This is a genomic window from Actinotalea endophytica (assembly GCF_025717005.1).
GTDB lineage: Bacteria > Actinomycetota > Actinomycetes > Actinomycetales > Cellulomonadaceae > Actinotalea.
Genome location: NZ_JAOVZU010000001.1, coordinates 611,676 through 628,564, shown reverse-complemented (window position 1 = coordinate 628,564; position 16,889 = coordinate 611,676). Strand labels below are relative to the sequence as shown.

General features: G+C 66.3%; 12 protein-coding genes and 1 tRNA gene. 6 read left to right on the top strand and 7 right to left on the bottom strand.

The window, feature by feature from the left end; all coding sequences use genetic code 11:
- Positions 1 to 30: 30 nt before the first annotated feature.
- On the bottom strand, positions 31 to 1,830 hold the full coding sequence (gene glsA, locus OEB99_RS03065; protein ID WP_263508240.1) for a glutaminase A: 1,800 nt from the start codon (positions 1,828 to 1,830) through the stop codon (positions 31 to 33).
- A gap of 258 nt (positions 1,831 to 2,088) precedes the next feature.
- Here glsA and OEB99_RS03060 point away from each other — a divergent pair, with 258 nt between their 5' ends.
- Positions 2,089 to 3,900, top strand: coding sequence for an MFS transporter (locus tag OEB99_RS03060; protein ID WP_263508239.1), 1,812 nt, complete (start codon positions 2,089 to 2,091; stop codon positions 3,898 to 3,900).
- A 10-nt stretch (positions 3,901 to 3,910) separates the two neighbouring features.
- Here OEB99_RS03060 and OEB99_RS03055 read toward each other — a convergent pair whose 3' ends face one another.
- Positions 3,911 to 4,180, bottom strand: a complete 270-nt coding sequence (locus OEB99_RS03055; RefSeq protein WP_263508237.1) for a hypothetical protein — start codon at positions 4,178 to 4,180, stop codon at positions 3,911 to 3,913.
- 229 nt (positions 4,181 to 4,409) lie between these two features.
- Between OEB99_RS03055 and OEB99_RS03050 the strand changes: the two genes are divergently transcribed.
- The 4 genes from OEB99_RS03050 (at position 4,410) to OEB99_RS03035 (ending at position 6,651) form a co-directional block, all read left to right on the top strand.
- A tRNA-Lys gene (locus OEB99_RS03050) sits at positions 4,410 to 4,482 on the top strand.
- Between the two features lie 447 nt (positions 4,483 to 4,929).
- Entirely contained in the window at positions 4,930 to 5,538 is a 609-nt protein-coding gene (locus tag OEB99_RS03045; protein WP_263508236.1) for a hypothetical protein, read from the top strand.
- Positions 5,539 to 5,650: 112 nt separating this feature from the next.
- The gene (locus OEB99_RS03040) at positions 5,651 to 6,100 is read left to right on the top strand and encodes a helix-turn-helix domain-containing protein (RefSeq protein WP_263508235.1); all 450 of its coding nucleotides are present in this window, start codon (positions 5,651 to 5,653) and stop codon (positions 6,098 to 6,100) included.
- Positions 6,101 to 6,102: 2 nt separating this feature from the next.
- Positions 6,103 to 6,651, top strand: coding sequence for a PIN domain-containing protein (locus OEB99_RS03035; RefSeq protein ID WP_263508234.1), 549 nt, complete (start codon positions 6,103 to 6,105; stop codon positions 6,649 to 6,651).
- Positions 6,652 to 6,705: 54 nt separating this feature from the next.
- Here the strand turns inward: OEB99_RS03035 and OEB99_RS03030 are convergent, their stop codons facing one another.
- Genes OEB99_RS03030 through OEB99_RS03010 form a run of 5 tightly spaced genes read right to left on the bottom strand, consistent with a single transcriptional unit; the run spans position 6,706 to position 14,431 of the window.
- Positions 6,706 to 6,963, bottom strand: coding sequence for a hypothetical protein (locus OEB99_RS03030; protein WP_263508233.1), 258 nt, complete (start codon positions 6,961 to 6,963; stop codon positions 6,706 to 6,708).
- Positions 6,960 to 7,643: a M48 family metallopeptidase gene (locus tag OEB99_RS03025; RefSeq protein ID WP_263508232.1), complete on the bottom strand. Its 684-nt coding sequence runs from the start codon at positions 7,641 to 7,643 to the stop codon at positions 6,960 to 6,962. Before OEB99_RS03025 ends, OEB99_RS03030 begins: the two co-directional genes overlap by 4 nt.
- A gap of 28 nt (positions 7,644 to 7,671) precedes the next feature.
- Positions 7,672 to 10,779, bottom strand: a complete 3,108-nt coding sequence (locus tag OEB99_RS03020) for a type I restriction endonuclease subunit R (protein ID WP_263508230.1) — start codon at positions 10,777 to 10,779, stop codon at positions 7,672 to 7,674.
- A complete protein-coding gene (locus OEB99_RS03015; RefSeq protein ID WP_263508229.1) occupies positions 10,776 to 11,987 on the bottom strand; it encodes a restriction endonuclease subunit S in 1,212 nt (403 codons plus the stop codon). The genes OEB99_RS03020 and OEB99_RS03015 overlap by 4 nt, the downstream gene beginning before the upstream one ends.
- Positions 11,987 to 14,431 (bottom strand): type I restriction-modification system subunit M, encoded by a 2,445-nt coding sequence (locus tag OEB99_RS03010; RefSeq protein WP_263508228.1) that lies wholly within the window; start codon positions 14,429 to 14,431, stop codon positions 11,987 to 11,989. The genes OEB99_RS03015 and OEB99_RS03010 overlap by 1 nt, the downstream gene beginning before the upstream one ends.
- A 355-nt stretch (positions 14,432 to 14,786) precedes the next feature.
- Here OEB99_RS03010 and OEB99_RS03005 point away from each other — a divergent pair, with 355 nt between their 5' ends.
- Positions 14,787 to 16,886 carry a GmrSD restriction endonuclease domain-containing protein gene (locus tag OEB99_RS03005; RefSeq protein ID WP_263508227.1) on the top strand — a complete coding sequence of 700 codons (2,100 nt, stop codon included), beginning with the start codon at positions 14,787 to 14,789 and terminating at the stop codon, positions 16,884 to 16,886.
- The last annotated feature ends 3 nt before the right edge of the window (positions 16,887 to 16,889 follow it).

The window sequence follows — 16,889 nt, the reverse complement described above, 5'->3', positions numbered from 1 at the left end:
GTGGGGGGATGAGGGAGGAAGCGGTCGAGGTCAGGCGTCCTCCAGGGCCGCGAGCTCGGCGGTCGAGCGGCGCAGGCGCTGGGAGATGCTGCGGGCGATGGCGAGGCTCAGGTGCGCGTGGGCGCTGGGCGCGGCGTCGTGCAGGGCGGCGAAGCTCTCGGGTGAGAGCACGTAGCAGAGCGTGGGTTCGATCGCCGCGATCCGGGTGGACCGCGGGCGGCCGTCGACCAGGGCGAGCTCGCCGAAGGAGCTCCCGGCGGCCGTGCTCGCGAGGCGTCGCCAGCCGCGGCGGCCACGGACCCGCACCTCGGCGACCACCTGGCCCGCACCGACGAAGTACAGCCCGTCGGCCGGGTCGCCCTCGTCGAACAGGATCGCCCCCGCAGTGAACACCTTGGTCGTGGTGTGGGCGGCGATCGCCGCCACGGTGGCCTCGTCGAGGCCGAGCAGGAGGTCCTGGCGGGCGAGCGGCACGAGGTCGTCGTCGATCACCTCGTCGACGCCGTTGGCGCGCAGCAGGCGGGTCTCGCACCACTCGAGCGCGGTGTCGACGTCGCCGAAGCGTTGCAGCCCCTCGAGAGCGGCGCGCACCGCGTTCCGGGGCTCGGGGGCGCGTGGCTCGACGACGACCATGTCGCAGCCCTGCTCGGCCTGCTGCTCGACGAGCCCGGCGAGCAGAAACCGTGCGGACTGGTCCAGCCGCGTCACCCGGCCCAGGTCGAGGACCCGCCACCGCGCCGGGACCGAGGTGCTGAGGATCCCGCGCACCATGGCTTCGACGCCGACGAACCCGAGGTCGCCGACGAGTTCGTGGACGGCGATCGAGTGCCGCTGCGCGCCGAGCACGACCTCTTCGGCCTGCCGCCGGCTGCGCTTGGACGCGGCACTGTCGCCGCGGTAGCTGCGTCGCATGCCGGCCCGGGTCCGCTCGGTGGGCTTGAGCAGGTGCAGGCCGAGCCGGGCGGAGATCTGTTCGCACGCGGCGACCCCGCGCACGCTGTTGCCGCGCGGGTCGAGCTGCGGGCTGTGCGCCGCGAGGCCCAGCTGTCCGGGCAGCGCGGCCGCGACGGCGCCGCTCACACCGCTCTTGGCGGGAAGCCCGACGCGGTAGAGCCACTCCCCCGCGTAGTCGTACATGCCGCACGTGCTCATCACGGTGAGGACCGGGGCGACGACGTCGGGCGGGACCACCTGGTCGCCGGTGACCGGGTTGATCCCGGCGTTGGCGAGCGTGGCCGCCATGACCGCGAGGTCGCGGGCCGTGACGACGATCGAGCACTGCCGGAAGTACATCTCGACCTGCCGGTCGACGTCCTCGTCGAGCAGGCCGGCCGAGCGCATCAGGTAGGCGATGGCGCGGTTGCGGTCGCCGGTGTCGCGCTCGGAGACGTAGACGTCCTCGTCGACGTCGAGGCGCCGGCCGGCGAAGGCGGACAGCCCGGCGTGGATGCGTTCGAACTGCTCGTCCCGGGTGTCGCCGGCGACGAGGGTCGCGGTGACGATCGCGCCGGCGTTGACCATCGGGTTGAAGGCCCGCCCGCTGATGTCGTCGAGGCTGATCGTGTTGAACGGGTCGCCGGTGGGCTCGGCGCCGACCCGCGCGAGGACCGCGTCGGCGCCGCTGTCGGCGAGCGCGAGGGCGTAGACGAACGGCTTGGAGACCGACTGGATGGTGAACGGCACGTGGTCGCCTGCGGCGTAGACCTGGCCGTCGAGCGTGGCGAGCGCGAGGCCGGTGGTCGCCGGATCGGCCTTGGCCAGCTCCGGGATGTAGTCCGCGACCGCGCCCGCGTCGAGCGTGCGCACGGAGGTGAGGACCTCGTCGAGCATGCGCTCGACGGGACCGCGGGGGGCTGGCGCCATCTGCACCGCCTCTCGGTGACTCGGACCGCTGGCCGCCCCCCTAAAACCGCTACGACCAGTGGAAATGAGCGGAAATCTAGCAGTGGCGCTCGATACCCAGTGGGGTACAGACTGGCACAAAGTGTGCGATTCGTCACATTGGGACCAAAGGCCTCATAACGGACATCGCGTCAGTAGTATCCGCGCAGAGACCGCCGTCGGGGCGGGCAGGGGCAAGGAGGCTCCATGTCGAAGGCCGCCGACGCGGTCCGCGAGACGCGCACGTCGCTCGCCACCGTGTTCCGCAACCCCAACCTCCGCCGGATCAACCTCGCCTTCGCGGGGTCGGCGATCGGCGACTGGGCGTACGCGACCGCGATCGTGATCTGGGCCTACGACGTGGGCGGTGTGCGCGCCGTCGGCATCTGGTTCACGGTCCGGCTGATCCTCATGACGATCGCGACGCCGTTCGCGTCCACCCTGGTGGACCGGCTCCCCCGGCGGACCGTGATGGTCACCACCGACCTGGCGCGCGGCGCGATCGCCGCGACCGTCGCCGTGCTGATCTGGGTCGACGCCGCACCGATCTCGGTGTTCGTGCTGGCGACGCTGGCCTCGATCATGTCCGCGCCGTTCCGCCCGGCCGTCGCCGCGATCCTGCCGACCCTGGTCGACTCGCCCGACGAGCTGACCGCCGCGAACGGCACGACGAGCACGATCGACAGCCTCTCGTTCCTGGTCGGGCCGGCGCTCGGTGGCGTGCTGGTCACCGCGATCGGGGTGCCGTTCGTGGTGGTGTTCAACGCGGTCACGTTCCTGTGGTCGGCGGCGTTGTTGATCCGGATCCGGGTGACGGACGCGGAGGCGGAGGTGGCTGCGGTCCGGGCCGACGAGGCGGCCGTGGTCGAGGCCGCGGAGGAGCTCGTGGCCGTCGCAGCGGACGAGCGGGTCCCTGCGGCCGTGGATGTCGCGCCCGCCGGCACGGGCGGCGGCGAGAGCGAGCCGGAGACGGACACCGGGACGGCGGCCGACGGGTCGGCCGAGAAGGAGAGCTCGGGCTTCTTCGCGGAGTCGATGGCCGGCTTCCGCACCATCTGGGCCAACCGCGACCTTCGACTCGTCTCCGGCGTGTACTCCGCGCAGACGATCGTCGCCGGCGCGTCCGCGGTGTTCATGATCGAGATGGCCGTGCAGATGACGCCGTTCGGCAGCCGCGGCGTCGGCTACCTGGACTCCGTGATGGGCGTAGGGGCGGTGATCGGCGGCCTGGTCGCGATCTCCCGCGCGTCGGCTCAGCGACGGGCCACCGACTTCGGGGTCGGCGTCGTGTTCTGGGCCCTGCCGCTGGTGCTCACCGCCGTGTGGCCGCAGCTGTGGGCCGCGTTCCTGGCGATGTTCGTGATCGGCGTGGCGAACCCGGTGGTCGACGTGAACGCCGCGACGATCCTGCAGCGCACCGCGCCGGACGAGGTGATGGGCCGCGTCTTCGGCGCGCTCGAGACGGCACTGATCGGCGCGATGGCGCTCGGTTCGGCGATCATGCCGCTGCTGATCCACGCGATCGGCCTGCGCTGGTCGCTGGCCGTGCTCGCGGCCGGGATCAGCCTGGCCGTGCTGCCCGCGTTCGGGCACCTGCGGCGGATGAACGCCGAGCTCGGCGAACCCGACGGCCTGGTGCTGCTGCGCGCCATCCCGATGTTCGCACCGGTCGAGCCGAAGGCCCTGGAGCGGATGGCCCAGAGCATGGTCCGCCTCGAGGTCCCCGCCGGCGAGGTCGTGATCCGCGAGGGCGACGAGGGCGACCGGTTCTACGTCATCGAGTCCGGTGCGCTGACCGCCACGTTCCACGGCGAGGCGCTCTCGCACATGGGCGCCGGGGACCCGTTCGGCGAGATCGCGCTGCTCAGGGATGTGCCGCGGACCGCGACGGTCACAGCCGACGAGCCGAGCGTGCTGTACGCGCTGGAGCGCGAGCCGTTCCTCGACGCGGTGACCGGGAACAGCGAGGTCAACAGCCGGGCCGACGACCTGATCGGGAAGCGGATCCCGACGTACTGAGGGTGCCGGCTCAGCCGGCGCGGCTCCCGCGTCTGACCGCGAAGAAGACGATCAGGAAGACCGCCCAGGCGATCGCCGTCGGCACGACCGCGACGACCTGGAAGATGGCGAGCGCCGTCGACGACTCGTGCCCGACATAGGTCGGCCACTCACCCACGAGGACGCCGCCCATGAAGATCAACCAGGCGGTTGCGACGACGGCGATGCCGCCGAGTACGCGGACGACGATCTTCGCGCCGCGGCGAGGCCCGGCGACCTGGGGTTGCACCTGCTGGTCCATCGCTTCCTCCCTCGGTGGAGCAAACGACCTCAGCTCCAGGGTGGCAGTCGGGGGGCGAGGGCGCTACGGGCTACGGGCTACGGGCTACGGGCTACGGGCTAGGACGATGCGGGACGGAAGGCTGCGCGCGGGCAGACCGCTGTGTCCCGACCGCGTAGCCTCGTCCACGGCGTGAGGCTGTCGGACGCTTGCCCGCGAGTCGGGAGAGCCCGCCAGACCCTCGCGACACGGGCCTCTAGCTCAATCGGCAGAGCAGCGGACTTTTAATCCGCGGGTTGTGGGTTCGATCCCCACGGGGCCCACCGTGTTCGTGCTGGTCAAGGCGTTGTCGATCTTGCGGCGAAGCCGCGAGGCGTGCCCGCCGGCAGCCATCTGGCAGCCTTTCGAAGACTCCGCAGACTCCGCAGACTTCGCAGAAGGCCTCGAAGGGGCCTTGCAGATCCGCCAATACGTAGAGTCGGCACGCCGAAGGCGCCGCGTCGTCGCTCACCTTTAGCGGCGGCGCTGGGACGCCCGCGCCCAGACGGTCGCCGCCTACCGCGACCGCTACGGCGTCACCGACGGCCGCGATCCGCTCGGCTCGACGATCGACGACGATCGCCAGCGCGCCGCGGCCCGCGAAGTCACCGCTGCCGGCATCGGCTTCGGACTCGACGCTGTCGACGGGCGATCCGACACTGCGCGTGTCGCGACCGCCACCGCTCCAGCCCTCGGGCTTCAACGTCAGACCTCGGTGGGACGGTGATGTCATGACGACGTTCGTCGTTCGCGAAGGAACCCGGTGGGCCCGGGCGGTGGTTCTCCCCGCCGCCATACTTGCTCTGGTCGCGGCGATGCGTGGGGCCGCGAAGTCCATCGATGCCTCACTTCCCCCGACCCACGCGGCGGCCGTATGGCAGGGGCCCGTAGTCGTGGCCGCGGTGTGGCTCGCTGCTGCGATCGTGCGGACCGCGCTCCAGCCAGGTCGCGACCGGCGGGCGGCTGAGCACCTCCAGGACATGCGCGTACGCACCGCGCTCCCCGACCACGCGCTCCTCTGCATCCTCAACACCGCCTGGACGTCGCCGGCCGGCCAGCGAGTAGCGGCCGTTGACGTGCGCACCGGCGCAGTCTGCGAGGTCTGGCTCGCTGAATCCGGCATGGCAGCCGGCACCTACGTCCTGGTCTCCCTCCGGCAGGGAGCCGCGGTGGCCCTGGACTCGGCCACGCCACCTATGGTGCTCGATGCGCAGCGCCACGAGCAACGAATCGATCTGCGGAAGCGCGGTACGCGTAGATCGGGCGCGCAGGCGCGTCTCGAACATCGAAGGGCGGCTGGGGTCGTGCGCGGAGCAGAAGCGCTCCTTCGTGGCCGCTGACTCGGCGACGCAGCGGCCCCGCCCACTTCTACGCGCTCCCGGTGTTTCACTTGCACACACCACGTGCCGATACGTATGTTGCGAATACTTCGGATACTTCGATTGGAGTGAGATGACCTCGGCCCTGTCCCAGAGCCCAGTCCCCGACGCCGACGAAGCAGCCGCTGCCGGCGAGGCTCTTCGACACTTGACGACGTTCCTGAAGGCGAGCACCTCTACGGTCGTGGTCTTGCGGGTTGACGAAGCAGACACGCTTGAAGTGCCCCGCGAGGCGGCCGAACTCCTGGCTCGGGTCCTTGCTCACATGGCAGCTGGGCAAGGCGTCACCGTTCTCCCCGCGCACGCCGAGCTCACGACGCAACAAGCTGCGGACGTCCTCAACGTCTCCCGCCCCTACCTGATCAAGCTCCTCGAGAACGGAGTCATCGCCTTCCGCAAGGTCGGCAAGCATCGCCGGATCCCGCTCGACGCGCTCATGGACTACAAGCGTCAAGACGAGCAGAAGCGCCGGGAGGCCGCCGATCAACTGGCGGCGCTCTCGCAGGAGCTGGGGCTGATGTAGGGATGGCGTTCGTCGTTCTTTACGACGCGTGCGTGCTCTACCCGAACACCGTGCGCGACCTGCTGATCCGGATCCACCAGGCTGGGCTGGTCCAGGCGAAGTGGACGGACGCGATCCTTGACGAGACCTTCAACGCGCTACAGGCGACCCGCCCCGACATCAGCGCCGAGCAGCACGTCCGTCTCCGCGCGCTCATGATGAAGGCAGTCCCGGACTGCCTGGTAACGAACTACGAGCCCCTCATGGATGGCCTCAACCTGCCCGACCCCCGCGACCACCATGTCCTCGCGGCCGCCATCAGAGCGCGGGCTCAGGTGATCGTCACGGACAACCGCCGGGACTTCCCCGCCGAGCAAGTCTCGGTCTGGGACATCGACGTCAAGACGGCCGATGAGTTCGTGCTCGACCAGATCTCACTGAACCGCCAGGCGGTGTACGGGGAGATCGTTCGCATTGCCGACTCGCGCAACAACCCGCCCGAGTCGGTCGACGACGTGCTGCGGCACCTGGAACGCAGCGGCCTGATCGAGTCGGTCGCCGCGCTGATGTGACACCCCAGGTCCGCTGCCCGACCACTGCGACCCAGAGTCCGGCCCTGGCCCGAGTCATCGCGACGTACAGCTCGCGCCGTTGGAGTTCCCACCGCTCCCGCTCGGCGTTGTCGGCGGGCGGCGCCCCGTCGCATCGATGAGCTTCGCCGAGACGTCACACAGTCGGATCGGCTTGAACTCGAGGTCCTTGGCACGCCTAACGGTGCCGACCTTGACCCCTTCGATGGATGCGCCGTCATACTCCGCCAGGATCACTCGCGCATAGTCGTCGGGGTGACGGTTGGCGGACATGATCCTGGCGGGCTCAGTCATGCATTACCCCACTCCTCCGGCGCCAGCGGCGCCTCGTTCAACTCGTCCCTGCGCGCACGCCAGTCCGGCATGTGTAGATCCATCAGTTCGATGAAACGTTCGTTGTGAGTGCGCTCGATGAAGTGCGTCAGCTCGTGCACGACGATGTACTCGAGACACCGCGGGTGCTTCTTCGCCAACTCCGGGTTGAGCCAAATGGCTCGGGAAGCGACCTGGCAGGTTCCCCACTTGGTCTTCATGTGCCGGACGACGACCGAGTCGACTTCGACGCCGACGCTTGGCTGCCACTTCTCCAGCAGAGCCGGGATCGCGGCCTTGAGTTCCCGTCGGTACCAGTTGTCGAGAATGCGGCGTCGCTTGTCGGCATCGGTGCCGACTGGGGCTGACAGCCAGAGGGTGTTGCCCTTGGGCTCGACGGCGATGCGGCCGTAGTGCGAGATATCGAGCTGGTAGCGGCTGCCCCACACGTAGTGGGTTTCGCCGGAGATCATCTCGCGCTCAGTCTGACGGTCGGCGTTCTGCAGCTGCTCGCGTTGCTTCCTGATCCAGGGCAGGCGCTGAACGATGGCGAGCCGGATGGCGTCCTCATCCAAGCGGTGCGGGGCGGCCACACGTACTCGGCCCACCGGTGGGTAGACCGAGATGTGCATGTTCTTGATGTCCTTGTAGATGACGTCCACGCCGAGCCCGGCGACGGTGAGGTAGGCGCTAGCGGTACTCATCGCGTGCCCTCACGAGGTCGAAGAGTTCATCGAAGCGATCGAAGTCGTCCGGCAGGACCTTGTGCAGGGCGCGGGCGACGACCTTCTCCTTCATCTTGTTGCCGACCCAGTCATGGTGCTTGGAGGTCATCACCGTGGTGTCGACCTCGATCGCCAGCTCTGGCTGCGCGAAGCCGAAATCGACGAGCGCCCGCTGGGCACCCGTCCGAGCCCAGTCCGGGTAGGCCGTGTCGGACTCCTTCTTGCCGACCTTGGTGGCCAGCTCGAGGAGGCGGGCGAGGTACTCCTTGTAGCTGAGCGCCTCCTGCTTGGCCTGCAGGATCAGGGCGTCGAGCAGCGACGACATCGAGTCGTAGTACTTCGGGTTCATGGCATGCTCGTCGACGATCGTCTTGCGGACGTTGTTGATAATCGTCTCGGCAGCGGCCTCGGGGTTCTTGCGGATGCCCGCCGGCAGGGTTTCGAGAGCGCCCTCGCCTCGTTCGACGATCAGCTCAACCAGTCCCTTGTCGAACATCGCGACGTCGTCGACGGGGTCGGCCTGGATGTAGGAGTCGAGCAGCGAGCGCATACCGGCCTCGAACTGCTTCATGTCGATGTTCTCGCCGGCCCCGAGCTCGACCTCGTCGCGGACGGCGACGTAGTGGGCGACCTCGTCCTTGATCTGCTTCGCCTCTGCGGCGCTGTAGCCAGACAGTTCCATGTCGTTGGCGAGGGCCCCGTAGGCACGTACGAGCGAGGCGACCGACTTGTAGAGCTCGCCGCGCTTGTTCTCGTTGGCCTTGATCTGCTCGGCGTCACCAGGGATATCGGCGACGAAGTAGTGCTGGTACTCCAGCGTTCCCTTCGGCGGAGCGACCGGTTCGCACAGGGCACGGATGCGTTCGAGTGCCTCGTCGAGGTCCTTCTTCGCCTGGTCGGTGCGGTCCTTGAGCAGGCCCTCGATGTCCTGCTTCTCGTAGCCGTCCAGCGCTCCCGAGGTGTAGTCGGTGATGGCGTTCTCAAGCGAGTTGAACAGGTCGCGGTAGTCGATGATGTAGCCGTAGGTCTTGTCGTCGCCGTCGAGGCGGTTGACCCGGCAGATGGCCTGGAACAGGCCGTGGTCTCGCATCTTCTTGTCGATGTACAGGTAGGTGGCACTGGGGGCGTCGAAGCCGGTCAGGAGCTTGTCCACCACGATGAGCAGGCGCATCTGGCCCGGCTCGTTGATGAACTTCTCCTTGACCTCCTTCTCGAACTGGGCCACCTTCTCCGGCGTCGAAGCACGGTCGGCAGGCTCTGCGAAGTAGTCGGCGAGCATCTGCCGATAGATTTCGTACTGGCGGAGCTTCTCGGTCGCTCCCTCGCCCGAGTCCTCCTTGGAGATGTCCGAGGCGTTCGGGACGTAGCTGGTCACGATCGCGACCTTGCCCTTGAAGCCCGCGGCCACGAACAGCTCGTAGAACTTGCATGCCTGGTAGATCGACTCCCCGACCAGCATGGCGTTTCCCCGACCGGACATCAGGCGCGGCTGGGTGTCGAAGTCCCAGAGGATGTTCTGGACGATCATGTCAGCGCGGCTCTTGGCGCTGAACACCTTCTGCATGGTGCCCCAGCGCTTCTTCAGGCGAGCCTTGCTCAGGTCGGTCATGCCCTGAGTCCAGTGCTCGAACTTCTTGTCGATCTGAGCAGCGCCCTTGAGCTCCTGGTCGACGTTGCGAGCCTCGTAGCGCAGGTCGAGCACGACTCCGTCAGCCACGCCCTCGTCGAACTTGTAGGTGTGGATGAACGAGCCGAACGTCTCGATGCTGGTCGCCTTGTCGGCCTTGAGCAGTGGTGTACCGGTGAAGCCGATGAACATCGCCCCAGGTAGCAGCTCCTTCATGGCCTTGTGCATCTTGCCGGACTGGGTGCGATGCGCCTCGTCGACGAAGACGTACAGGCTCCCCTTGGGGCTGAAGTTCGCAGGCAGTCGCGAGTGCAGCTCGGTGATGAACTCCTCGCCCGCCTCGTCGAGGTCCTTGTCGTCGTCGCTGCCGCGGAACTTGTGGACCAGCGAGCCGATCAGCCACGGGTCGGTCTTGTTGATCGCTGTCAGCAGGTCGGCTCCAGAGGTGGTGCGGTAGATCTCCTCGTTGACGCCACCGAAGACCTTCTCGATCTGCTCGTCGAGCTCGGTGCGGTCGGTGATGATCAGGACGCGGGCGGCCTGCTGGTGCTCGCGGATCCACTTGGCCAGCCAGACCATGGTCAGGCTCTTGCCCGAGCCCTGGGTGTGCCAGATGATGCCGCCCTCGCGCTTGGCGATCCGGGCCTGTGCGGCCTTCACGCCGAAGTACTGGTTGTGGCGGGCGGTCTTCTTCACGCCCGAGTCGAAGACGATGAAGTCGTGGACCAGCTCCAGGAGGCGCTCCTTCGAGCACATCTGGACGATCGCCTTGTCGAGAGGTTCAGTGACGTCTGCGCCAATCGAGCTGTCTTGCGGTTCCTTCCACTCCAGCCAGTACTTCTCCGGCGTCTCGATCACGCCGTAGCGCATGCCCTCGACATCATTGCCGGCGAACAGCAGCTGGACCGTTGAGAAGAACGGCCGGATGAAGTCGGCCCGCTGGTTGCCGATGTTCTGGCGGATGCCCTCGCTGACGCTCACCTTCGAGCGCTTGAGCTCGATCACGCCGAGCGCGATGCCGTTGACGTAGAGCACGAGGTCGGGGCGCTTGTTGTGCTCGCCCGCGATCGAGACTTCCTCGGCGACGTGGAAGTCATTGGCCTTCGGCCTGGTCCAGTCGATCAGCCGGACGGTCTCGAAGTTCGACTGCACGTCACGCTTGACCTTCACGCCGTAGCGCAGCAGTTCATATACCTTGCGGTTCGCTTCGTAGAGCGAGCGGTTGCCACCGACCGCAGCCTCGTTGCGCAGCACGTGCAGCACGCGGCCGGTCAGGTCGTCATCGACTCCACGTGCCTGCAGGTTCGCCCGAAGCAGAGCCTCCTCGACGTTCGAGTTGCCCTCGCGGTCCTCCCACTTGCCCAGGTACGAGTAACCAAGCTGCTCCCGGAGCAACTTGACCACGCGATCCTGCGTCTTTCGCTCGATCTGACCTACCGTGCTCATAAGCCTGCCTCCGCCGGGACCAGCCGCGTGCGGCCAGTCAAGAGCTCCTGCATCATGCCCTGCTTGATGGAGCGCGTGGCTTCGAGACGGCGTTCGAGAGCGTCGATCTCGGCGTCGGCGTCTGCAAGTACGGCCGCAATGCGTTTCTGTGTATCACCATTTGGGAGCATTATTGAGAACGCGGCAACATCCGAGGGGCGCAGGTTGTTAATGCTGGACCCGGCCAACAACAACTCGACCCAGTCGCGATATGCCTTAGTTTGAAAATGTAGCGCCATATACGAGGGGAGCACTCTCGAGCGGTCGGGTCGATAGACCATCATAAATGCGCCGAACGTCGACCCCCTCCCGAGCAAGTCAATCGCCGCGGCCTTGCCGACAAGTTGCTTGCTGCCATTGGCAGCACATATGAGAACGTCTCCACGACGGAGTCGTTGATCACTCTTGACTCTCCGGCGATGTACGAACTGAACGTCCTTCAAGGCGAGACGACCGTCCCGAACGTTGTTTGCGCGCAGAAGGTTGACCGTGTCAGCCGCGGGATGGGTAGACAGGTCTGCGATAGGGTCGTAACTCACTCCTCGCACCGTCACGCCCAGTTCCGAGAGTTGACGAACAGGAGCATCGAGTCCTCCGACAAGTTCCTGAAGCACACCCTGCTTGATCGCTCGCTTCTTGAGGAGCACGCCCTCGAGTGCGGAGATTAATTCGTCGGCGCTGCGCAACGCGTCGACTACGCGTCCCTGTTCTGGCTCTGGTAGCACAGGCAGGGGTACCCTAAGCAGGTTCTCTTTGGTGAGATGAGCCAAGGTCGCCTTGCCCACCAGGGCCGATAGTTCACCGGTTGATGCCCACCGCTCGAGATACGCAACTAGCAAACTCGGGTGATAGTAACCCTTCGACCGGAGCCGATGAAGTGTGTTGAGAAAGTACGCTTCCTTGAGTTCACCGCGCCAGACCGCCGCTCGGCCGATTTCTCCTCCTTCGCAGACGAGAACATCACCTTCCGCCAGCCTGAGATCGCGGATGTCGGTCGGAGTCAGCGGGGCCCGAATCGCTTCTTCCACCAAGATCTGCCCCCAGCGCACGCCGCGGTTGTTAATACACCAGCGCAGCTCGCCGCGGTTCACCGCAGCATCGAGACGCTTACCAAGCTGAACTCGAAACTCCTCTGCAACGGTCGAGAACCCCCAGTCTGCAGAGGCCATCAGAACCGAACCCCCATGGCGGACAGGTGCTCGGCTACCTTGTCGCTCAGTCGCTCGACCTCGGCGTCGAGGTCGCCCACGGTCTCCGCGTAGCGGTCGCCGAGTACGTTGAGACGATCGACCAGCTGGCGGATCAACACCTGAAGCTCAGCCTGAGCGCCGCGCACGAAACGGGCTCCCCATTTGTCGTCGATGACGAGCTCGAGGATCTCTTCGGTCGAAAGTCTGCCGTACTGCTTGAGGGTCGCCTCGTCAAGCTTGACCTGCGCGTCCCTGGCGGCCTTCTTGGCGCTGGCCTCGGCGTCGTAGAGCGCGATGAGCTTGGCCAGAGCCCTCACCTCGTCGCTCTTCGGGTCCTCACGCTTGGCGGCCTTCAGACGGGCAGCGGCAAGAGCTTTGCTGATCTTGTCGTCGTCCATCGTGTCGGCGAGCAGACCTTCTTCGCCCGAGTTCTGCTCGATGAACTCCTCGACAGCCTGGCCGGCGGCCTCGGCTGCAGCGTTGAGTTCCTCGAGCTTGGCCTTCTCGTCGGCGAAGTACCGGTCCACGATTAGGGCCGGTGGGATCAGATCCGTCTTGTACTTGGTGGCGCTGCGGCCGGCGCCGACCACGAGGTCCGGGGTCTCTGAGAGCTTGCGCTCCTTGTTCTCGATCGCCTTGCGTGGCTTGGCGGCCTCGTCCCAGCCGTCACTCATGATCAGCGCGACGTCGTCGTGCATGGTTTCGTTCCAGTAGCTCACGAGCTGCTCATACACGCCGTACTCGTCGATGAGTGGCCTCGGGCGGAAGCGCTCGAGGAGGGTGTCGCCGAGCAGGGCGATCAGGGTGTTCGGGCGGGTACTGCTAGAGATCTCGACCAGCTCGTCGCGGTGGACGTTCCACCAGTGCGTCACCGTGCTGGTCGTGGTGTTGGCGAAGGCCTCGTACTCCGGCGAGCTTGTGATCGTAACCTGGATCTCGCTCTTCTCGGCGGCGAACTCGGAGTAGCCGGGGCGTAGCGGCTTGAACAGCGTGCCGCGCAGGCTCGGGAAGGCGTCCCAGTAGCGCTGCAGGGCGTCGAGGTCACGGTCGGGGATGCCGCCCCGCAGGTGGGCGTGCAGGTCCTGGATGTCCTCAGGCTCAGAGCTGTCGATGTAGCGCGGGATGTTGAGGTTGTAGTCATTCCTAGGGTCGCCGATTTCGGCCACCGGAACCATGCGCGAGTAGCGCTCGACCTCGGTGTGCTTGTTGAACACGTCGATGATCTGGTGCATGTCGCGTGGGCGCAGACGGTTCTTGTTGCCGTCCTTCACGAAGCCCTTGCTGGCGTCGATCATGAAGACGCCGGTCCTGGCCTGGGCGTTCTCCTTGTCGAGCACGATGATGCAGGCCGGGATGCCGGTGCCGTAGAAGAGGTTCGCCGGCAGGCCGATGATGCCCTTGACGTAGCCCTTGCGGATCAGAGCCTTGCGGATGCTCGCCTCAGCGTTGCCGCGGAACAGCACGCCGTGCGGCAAGATCACCGCACCCTTGCCGGTGCTCTTCAGGCTCGTGACCATGTGCAGCAAGAACGCGTAGTCACCGTTCTTCTCCGGCGGGCGGCCGTAGCCGTCGAAGCGGCCGTACTCGTTCTCCAGACCGTTGGTCCAACTCTTCACGCTGAAGGGCGGATTGGCGACGAGGAAGTCGAAGGTCTCCAAGCGGTCGCCGTCACGGAACTTCGGGTCGACCAGGGTGTCCCCCTGACGCACGTCGGCCGTCTCGTTGCCATGCAGGATCATGTTCATCTTGGCCAGCGCCCAGGTGGCGTTGTCCTTCTCCTGGCCGTAGATCGTCAGGCCGTGAGGGGCGGCGTCCGCAACCTTGAGCAGCAACGAGCCCGACCCACAGGTCGGGTCGTACACGGTCGCCGACTTCGGCGTGCTCGGTGTGATGCCTATGAGCTGAGCCATCACACGCGAGACCTCAGCCGGCGTGTAGAACTGGCCCTTGCTCTTGCCGGACTCGGTCGCGAAGTGCTGCATCAGGTACTCGTAGGCGTCGCCGAGCAGGTCGTCGCCCTCAGCTCTCGAGCCCGAGAAGTCCAGGTCCTGGAAGATGCCAATCAGCTTCGAGAGACGGTCGACCAGCGCCTTGCCCTCACCGAGCTTGTTCGGGTCATCGAAGTCCGCGTTGTTGATGACGCCGACCAGGTCGTTGACGTCGGCGAGCTTACGGATTGCCTTGTTGACCTTGTCGCCGATGTCGCTCTGGCCACGGAAGGAGACAAGGTCGTCGAACGAACCACCCTGGGGCACCTCGACAAGGCTGTTCGGATCGGCCTTCGCCTTGTCCGACACGTACTTCACGAAGAGCAGCGTCAGCACGTAGTCCTTGTACTGGCTGGCGTCCATGCCGCCACGGAGTTCGTCCGCGCCCGCCCAGAGCGAGCTGTACAGGTCCGACTTCTTCAGCGCCACCGTCACGCCACCACCCTCGCGGCCCGGATGTTGCTGTCGTAGATCGTTGCTCGGTGGTTCATACGGGCTGGGTCTCCTCACCGCCGCGGCGGGCGAGTGCTGGTACCTGTGGGGGCTCGGATCTCAACCTAGCCGCGTCGTGTCAACGTCCGCTGAAAGCGGAGCCTTCGGCGTCGGAGTCGTCCGCCAATCCGCCCGGACCATCCGAGAGCGCCGCCGATTCATGGCTCTGCATCCCGGACTGCTATCTGACGGCCACAGCGACCGCGGAGAGCTCGCCCGCACCCGCGACGGGATCGTGACACACCTGCCACGATGTGCCTTGGGACCGGACGAACGACGAGGACAGGGGAAGTCACCGATGGGGGCGATCTTCAAGCCGACACCGTGGGACGTCGACCAACTGGTCTCAGGCGTCCAGAAGGGCAGCGTTCGACTCCCGGACCTCCAGCGCCCGTTCGTGTGGCCTGCGACCAAGGTCCGCGACCTATTCGACTCCATGTACCGGGGCTACCCCGTTGGCGAGTTGATGTTCTGGGATGTCACGGCCAACGGCGAGACGCGCGCGATCTCGGGCGTCGGCGAGGTCGACGCCGCGCACCAGATCGTCGATGGCCAGCAGCGGCTCACGAGTCTGTACGCCGCGATGAAGGGCTTGAAGGTCCGTGACGAGGCCTACCGCGAGAAGTCGATTACCATCTCGTTCAACCCGTTCACCGAGAAGTTCGACGTCCGCACCCCGGTCCTTGCGCGTTCCGTGAGCTGGGTCGAGGACATCTCTATGGTCTTCGAGTCGCCGATCAAGGCCCGCAGGGCGTTCATCAGCCGATTCAAGTCCAGCGGCCAGGAACTCCCCGACGACGACGAACTGCGCGTGGAAGAGGCGTTCAGTCGGCTCGACGCCCTGAGGAACTACAAGTTCCAGGTCGTACACATTCAGTCCGACGTCGAGAAGCGGACGGTTGCCGACATCTTCGTGCGCATCAACTCCGAGGGCGTCAGCCTCAAGGCCTACGACTACATCCTCACGTGGTTGAGCGTCTTCTGGCCGGACGGCCGCGAGCGCATCGAGGACTTCGCGCGCAACTCCCGCGTCACTCCGGACCGGGCGAGCGAGATTGCCGGGCGGCGCATCGACTGGACACCCAAGAACCCGTTCCTCCCCGTCGAGACGGGACATGTCGTGCGCGCCATGGTCGCCGTCGGGCAGAACCGCGCGAAGTTGCTCGATGCCTACGCCGCGCTTCAGGCGAAGGACCGGATCAGTGGCGTCGTCGACCCGGACCGGCAGGCGGCCGAGCTCAGCCTGCTCCAGAAGGCGCTGCCGATCGTCACCGACCGGGTCAACTGGACGGAGTTCATCCGTGCCGTCCAGACGGCCGGCTTCCGGTCCAGCAAGGGCATTACGTCCAACATGAACCTCGTCTACAGCTCCGTCGTCTTCATGCTCGGGCGCACCCGATACGGTGTCGATCTGCAGCGGCTGCGCATCCTGGTCGCACGGTGGGTCTTCATGTCCCAGATGACCTCCCGGTACACCGGCTCGGGCGAGTCGCAGCTCCAGAAGGACCTCGACATGTTCGGGAGCCTGGCCAACGGTGATGCCGCAGGGTTCGAGCGGCTGGTCAACCAGACGATCAGGACCGCGCTCACGGACGACTACTGGACGTTCAACGTGCCCCAGCACCTAGTCACCTCGAGCACGGCTTTGTCGCCGGTCTACCAGTGCTACCTGGCCGCGCTGAACATCCTCGATGCCGACATGTTCATGCTCAATATGAAGGTTCGTGACTGGATGGACCCCGCGCTGCCCGCTATCAAGGGACTCGAAGGCCACCATCTCTTCCCGCGCGCCTACCAGCAGAACGTCCTGGGCACGACCGACACGAAGCGAATCAACCAGGTCGCAAACTTCGCACCCACCGACTGGGCCACGAACATCGCTATCTCCGACCGGCCACCCGCCGAGTACTGGCCCGACTTGGTCGCCGAACGCGGGGCGGACTCGGAGTGGCTGATGAAGCAGCACTACTGGCACGCGCTGCCGGACGGCTGGGAGCACATGGAGTACGACGAGTTCCTTGAAGCCCGCCGTCAGAAGATCTCGACCGTCATCCGGGACGCCTTCGCGCTCCTCAGCGGCGGACAAGCCCACGCGCCCACCGAGCCAGTCACGGTTGAGGACACCGCGCCGGCAGAACTGCCGCTCTCCGAGCTCCTCGCGGCGGGCATCCTGAAGCCCGGCGATCTCCTCGACCCGGTCGACCCCGACTGGCAGGTCGACGCCGTCATTAGTGAGGACGGCACCATCCTCATCGACGGGCTCCACGAGTTCGACACCCTCGACGATGCCGCTCGGCACCTCGAAGTCACCAACATCTCCGGGTTTGAGTTCTGGGCCCTCGAGCGCGATGGCGGCGTCGCCCCACTGACCGAGGTCGTTGCCGAACACGCGGGATGAACG

Bases quoted from the DNA above. Each gene is read 5' to 3' on its own strand.
- OEB99_RS03040 (WP_263508235.1), top strand. From the start codon at position 5,651: ATGACCTCGGCCCTGTCCCAGAGCCCAGTCCCCGACGCCGACGAAGCA.
- OEB99_RS03055 (WP_263508237.1), bottom strand. From the start codon at position 4,180: ATGGACCAGCAGGTGCAACCCCAGGTCGCCGGGCCTCGCCGCGGCGCG.
- OEB99_RS03045 (WP_263508236.1), top strand. From the start codon at position 4,930: ATGACGACGTTCGTCGTTCGCGAAGGAACCCGGTGGGCCCGGGCGGTG.
- OEB99_RS03020 (WP_263508230.1), bottom strand. From the start codon at position 10,779: ATGAGCACGGTAGGTCAGATCGAGCGAAAGACGCAGGATCGCGTGGTC.
- OEB99_RS03030 (WP_263508233.1), bottom strand. From the start codon at position 6,963: ATGACTGAGCCCGCCAGGATCATGTCCGCCAACCGTCACCCCGACGAC.
- OEB99_RS03060 (WP_263508239.1), top strand. From the start codon at position 2,089: ATGTCGAAGGCCGCCGACGCGGTCCGCGAGACGCGCACGTCGCTCGCC.
- OEB99_RS03035 (WP_263508234.1), top strand. From the start codon at position 6,103: ATGGCGTTCGTCGTTCTTTACGACGCGTGCGTGCTCTACCCGAACACC.
- glsA (WP_263508240.1), bottom strand. From the start codon at position 1,830: ATGCTCGACGAGGTCCTCACCTCCGTGCGCACGCTCGACGCGGGCGCG.
- OEB99_RS03015 (WP_263508229.1), bottom strand. From the start codon at position 11,987: ATGGCCTCTGCAGACTGGGGGTTCTCGACCGTTGCAGAGGAGTTTCGA.
- OEB99_RS03005 (WP_263508227.1), top strand. From the start codon at position 14,787: ATGGGGGCGATCTTCAAGCCGACACCGTGGGACGTCGACCAACTGGTC.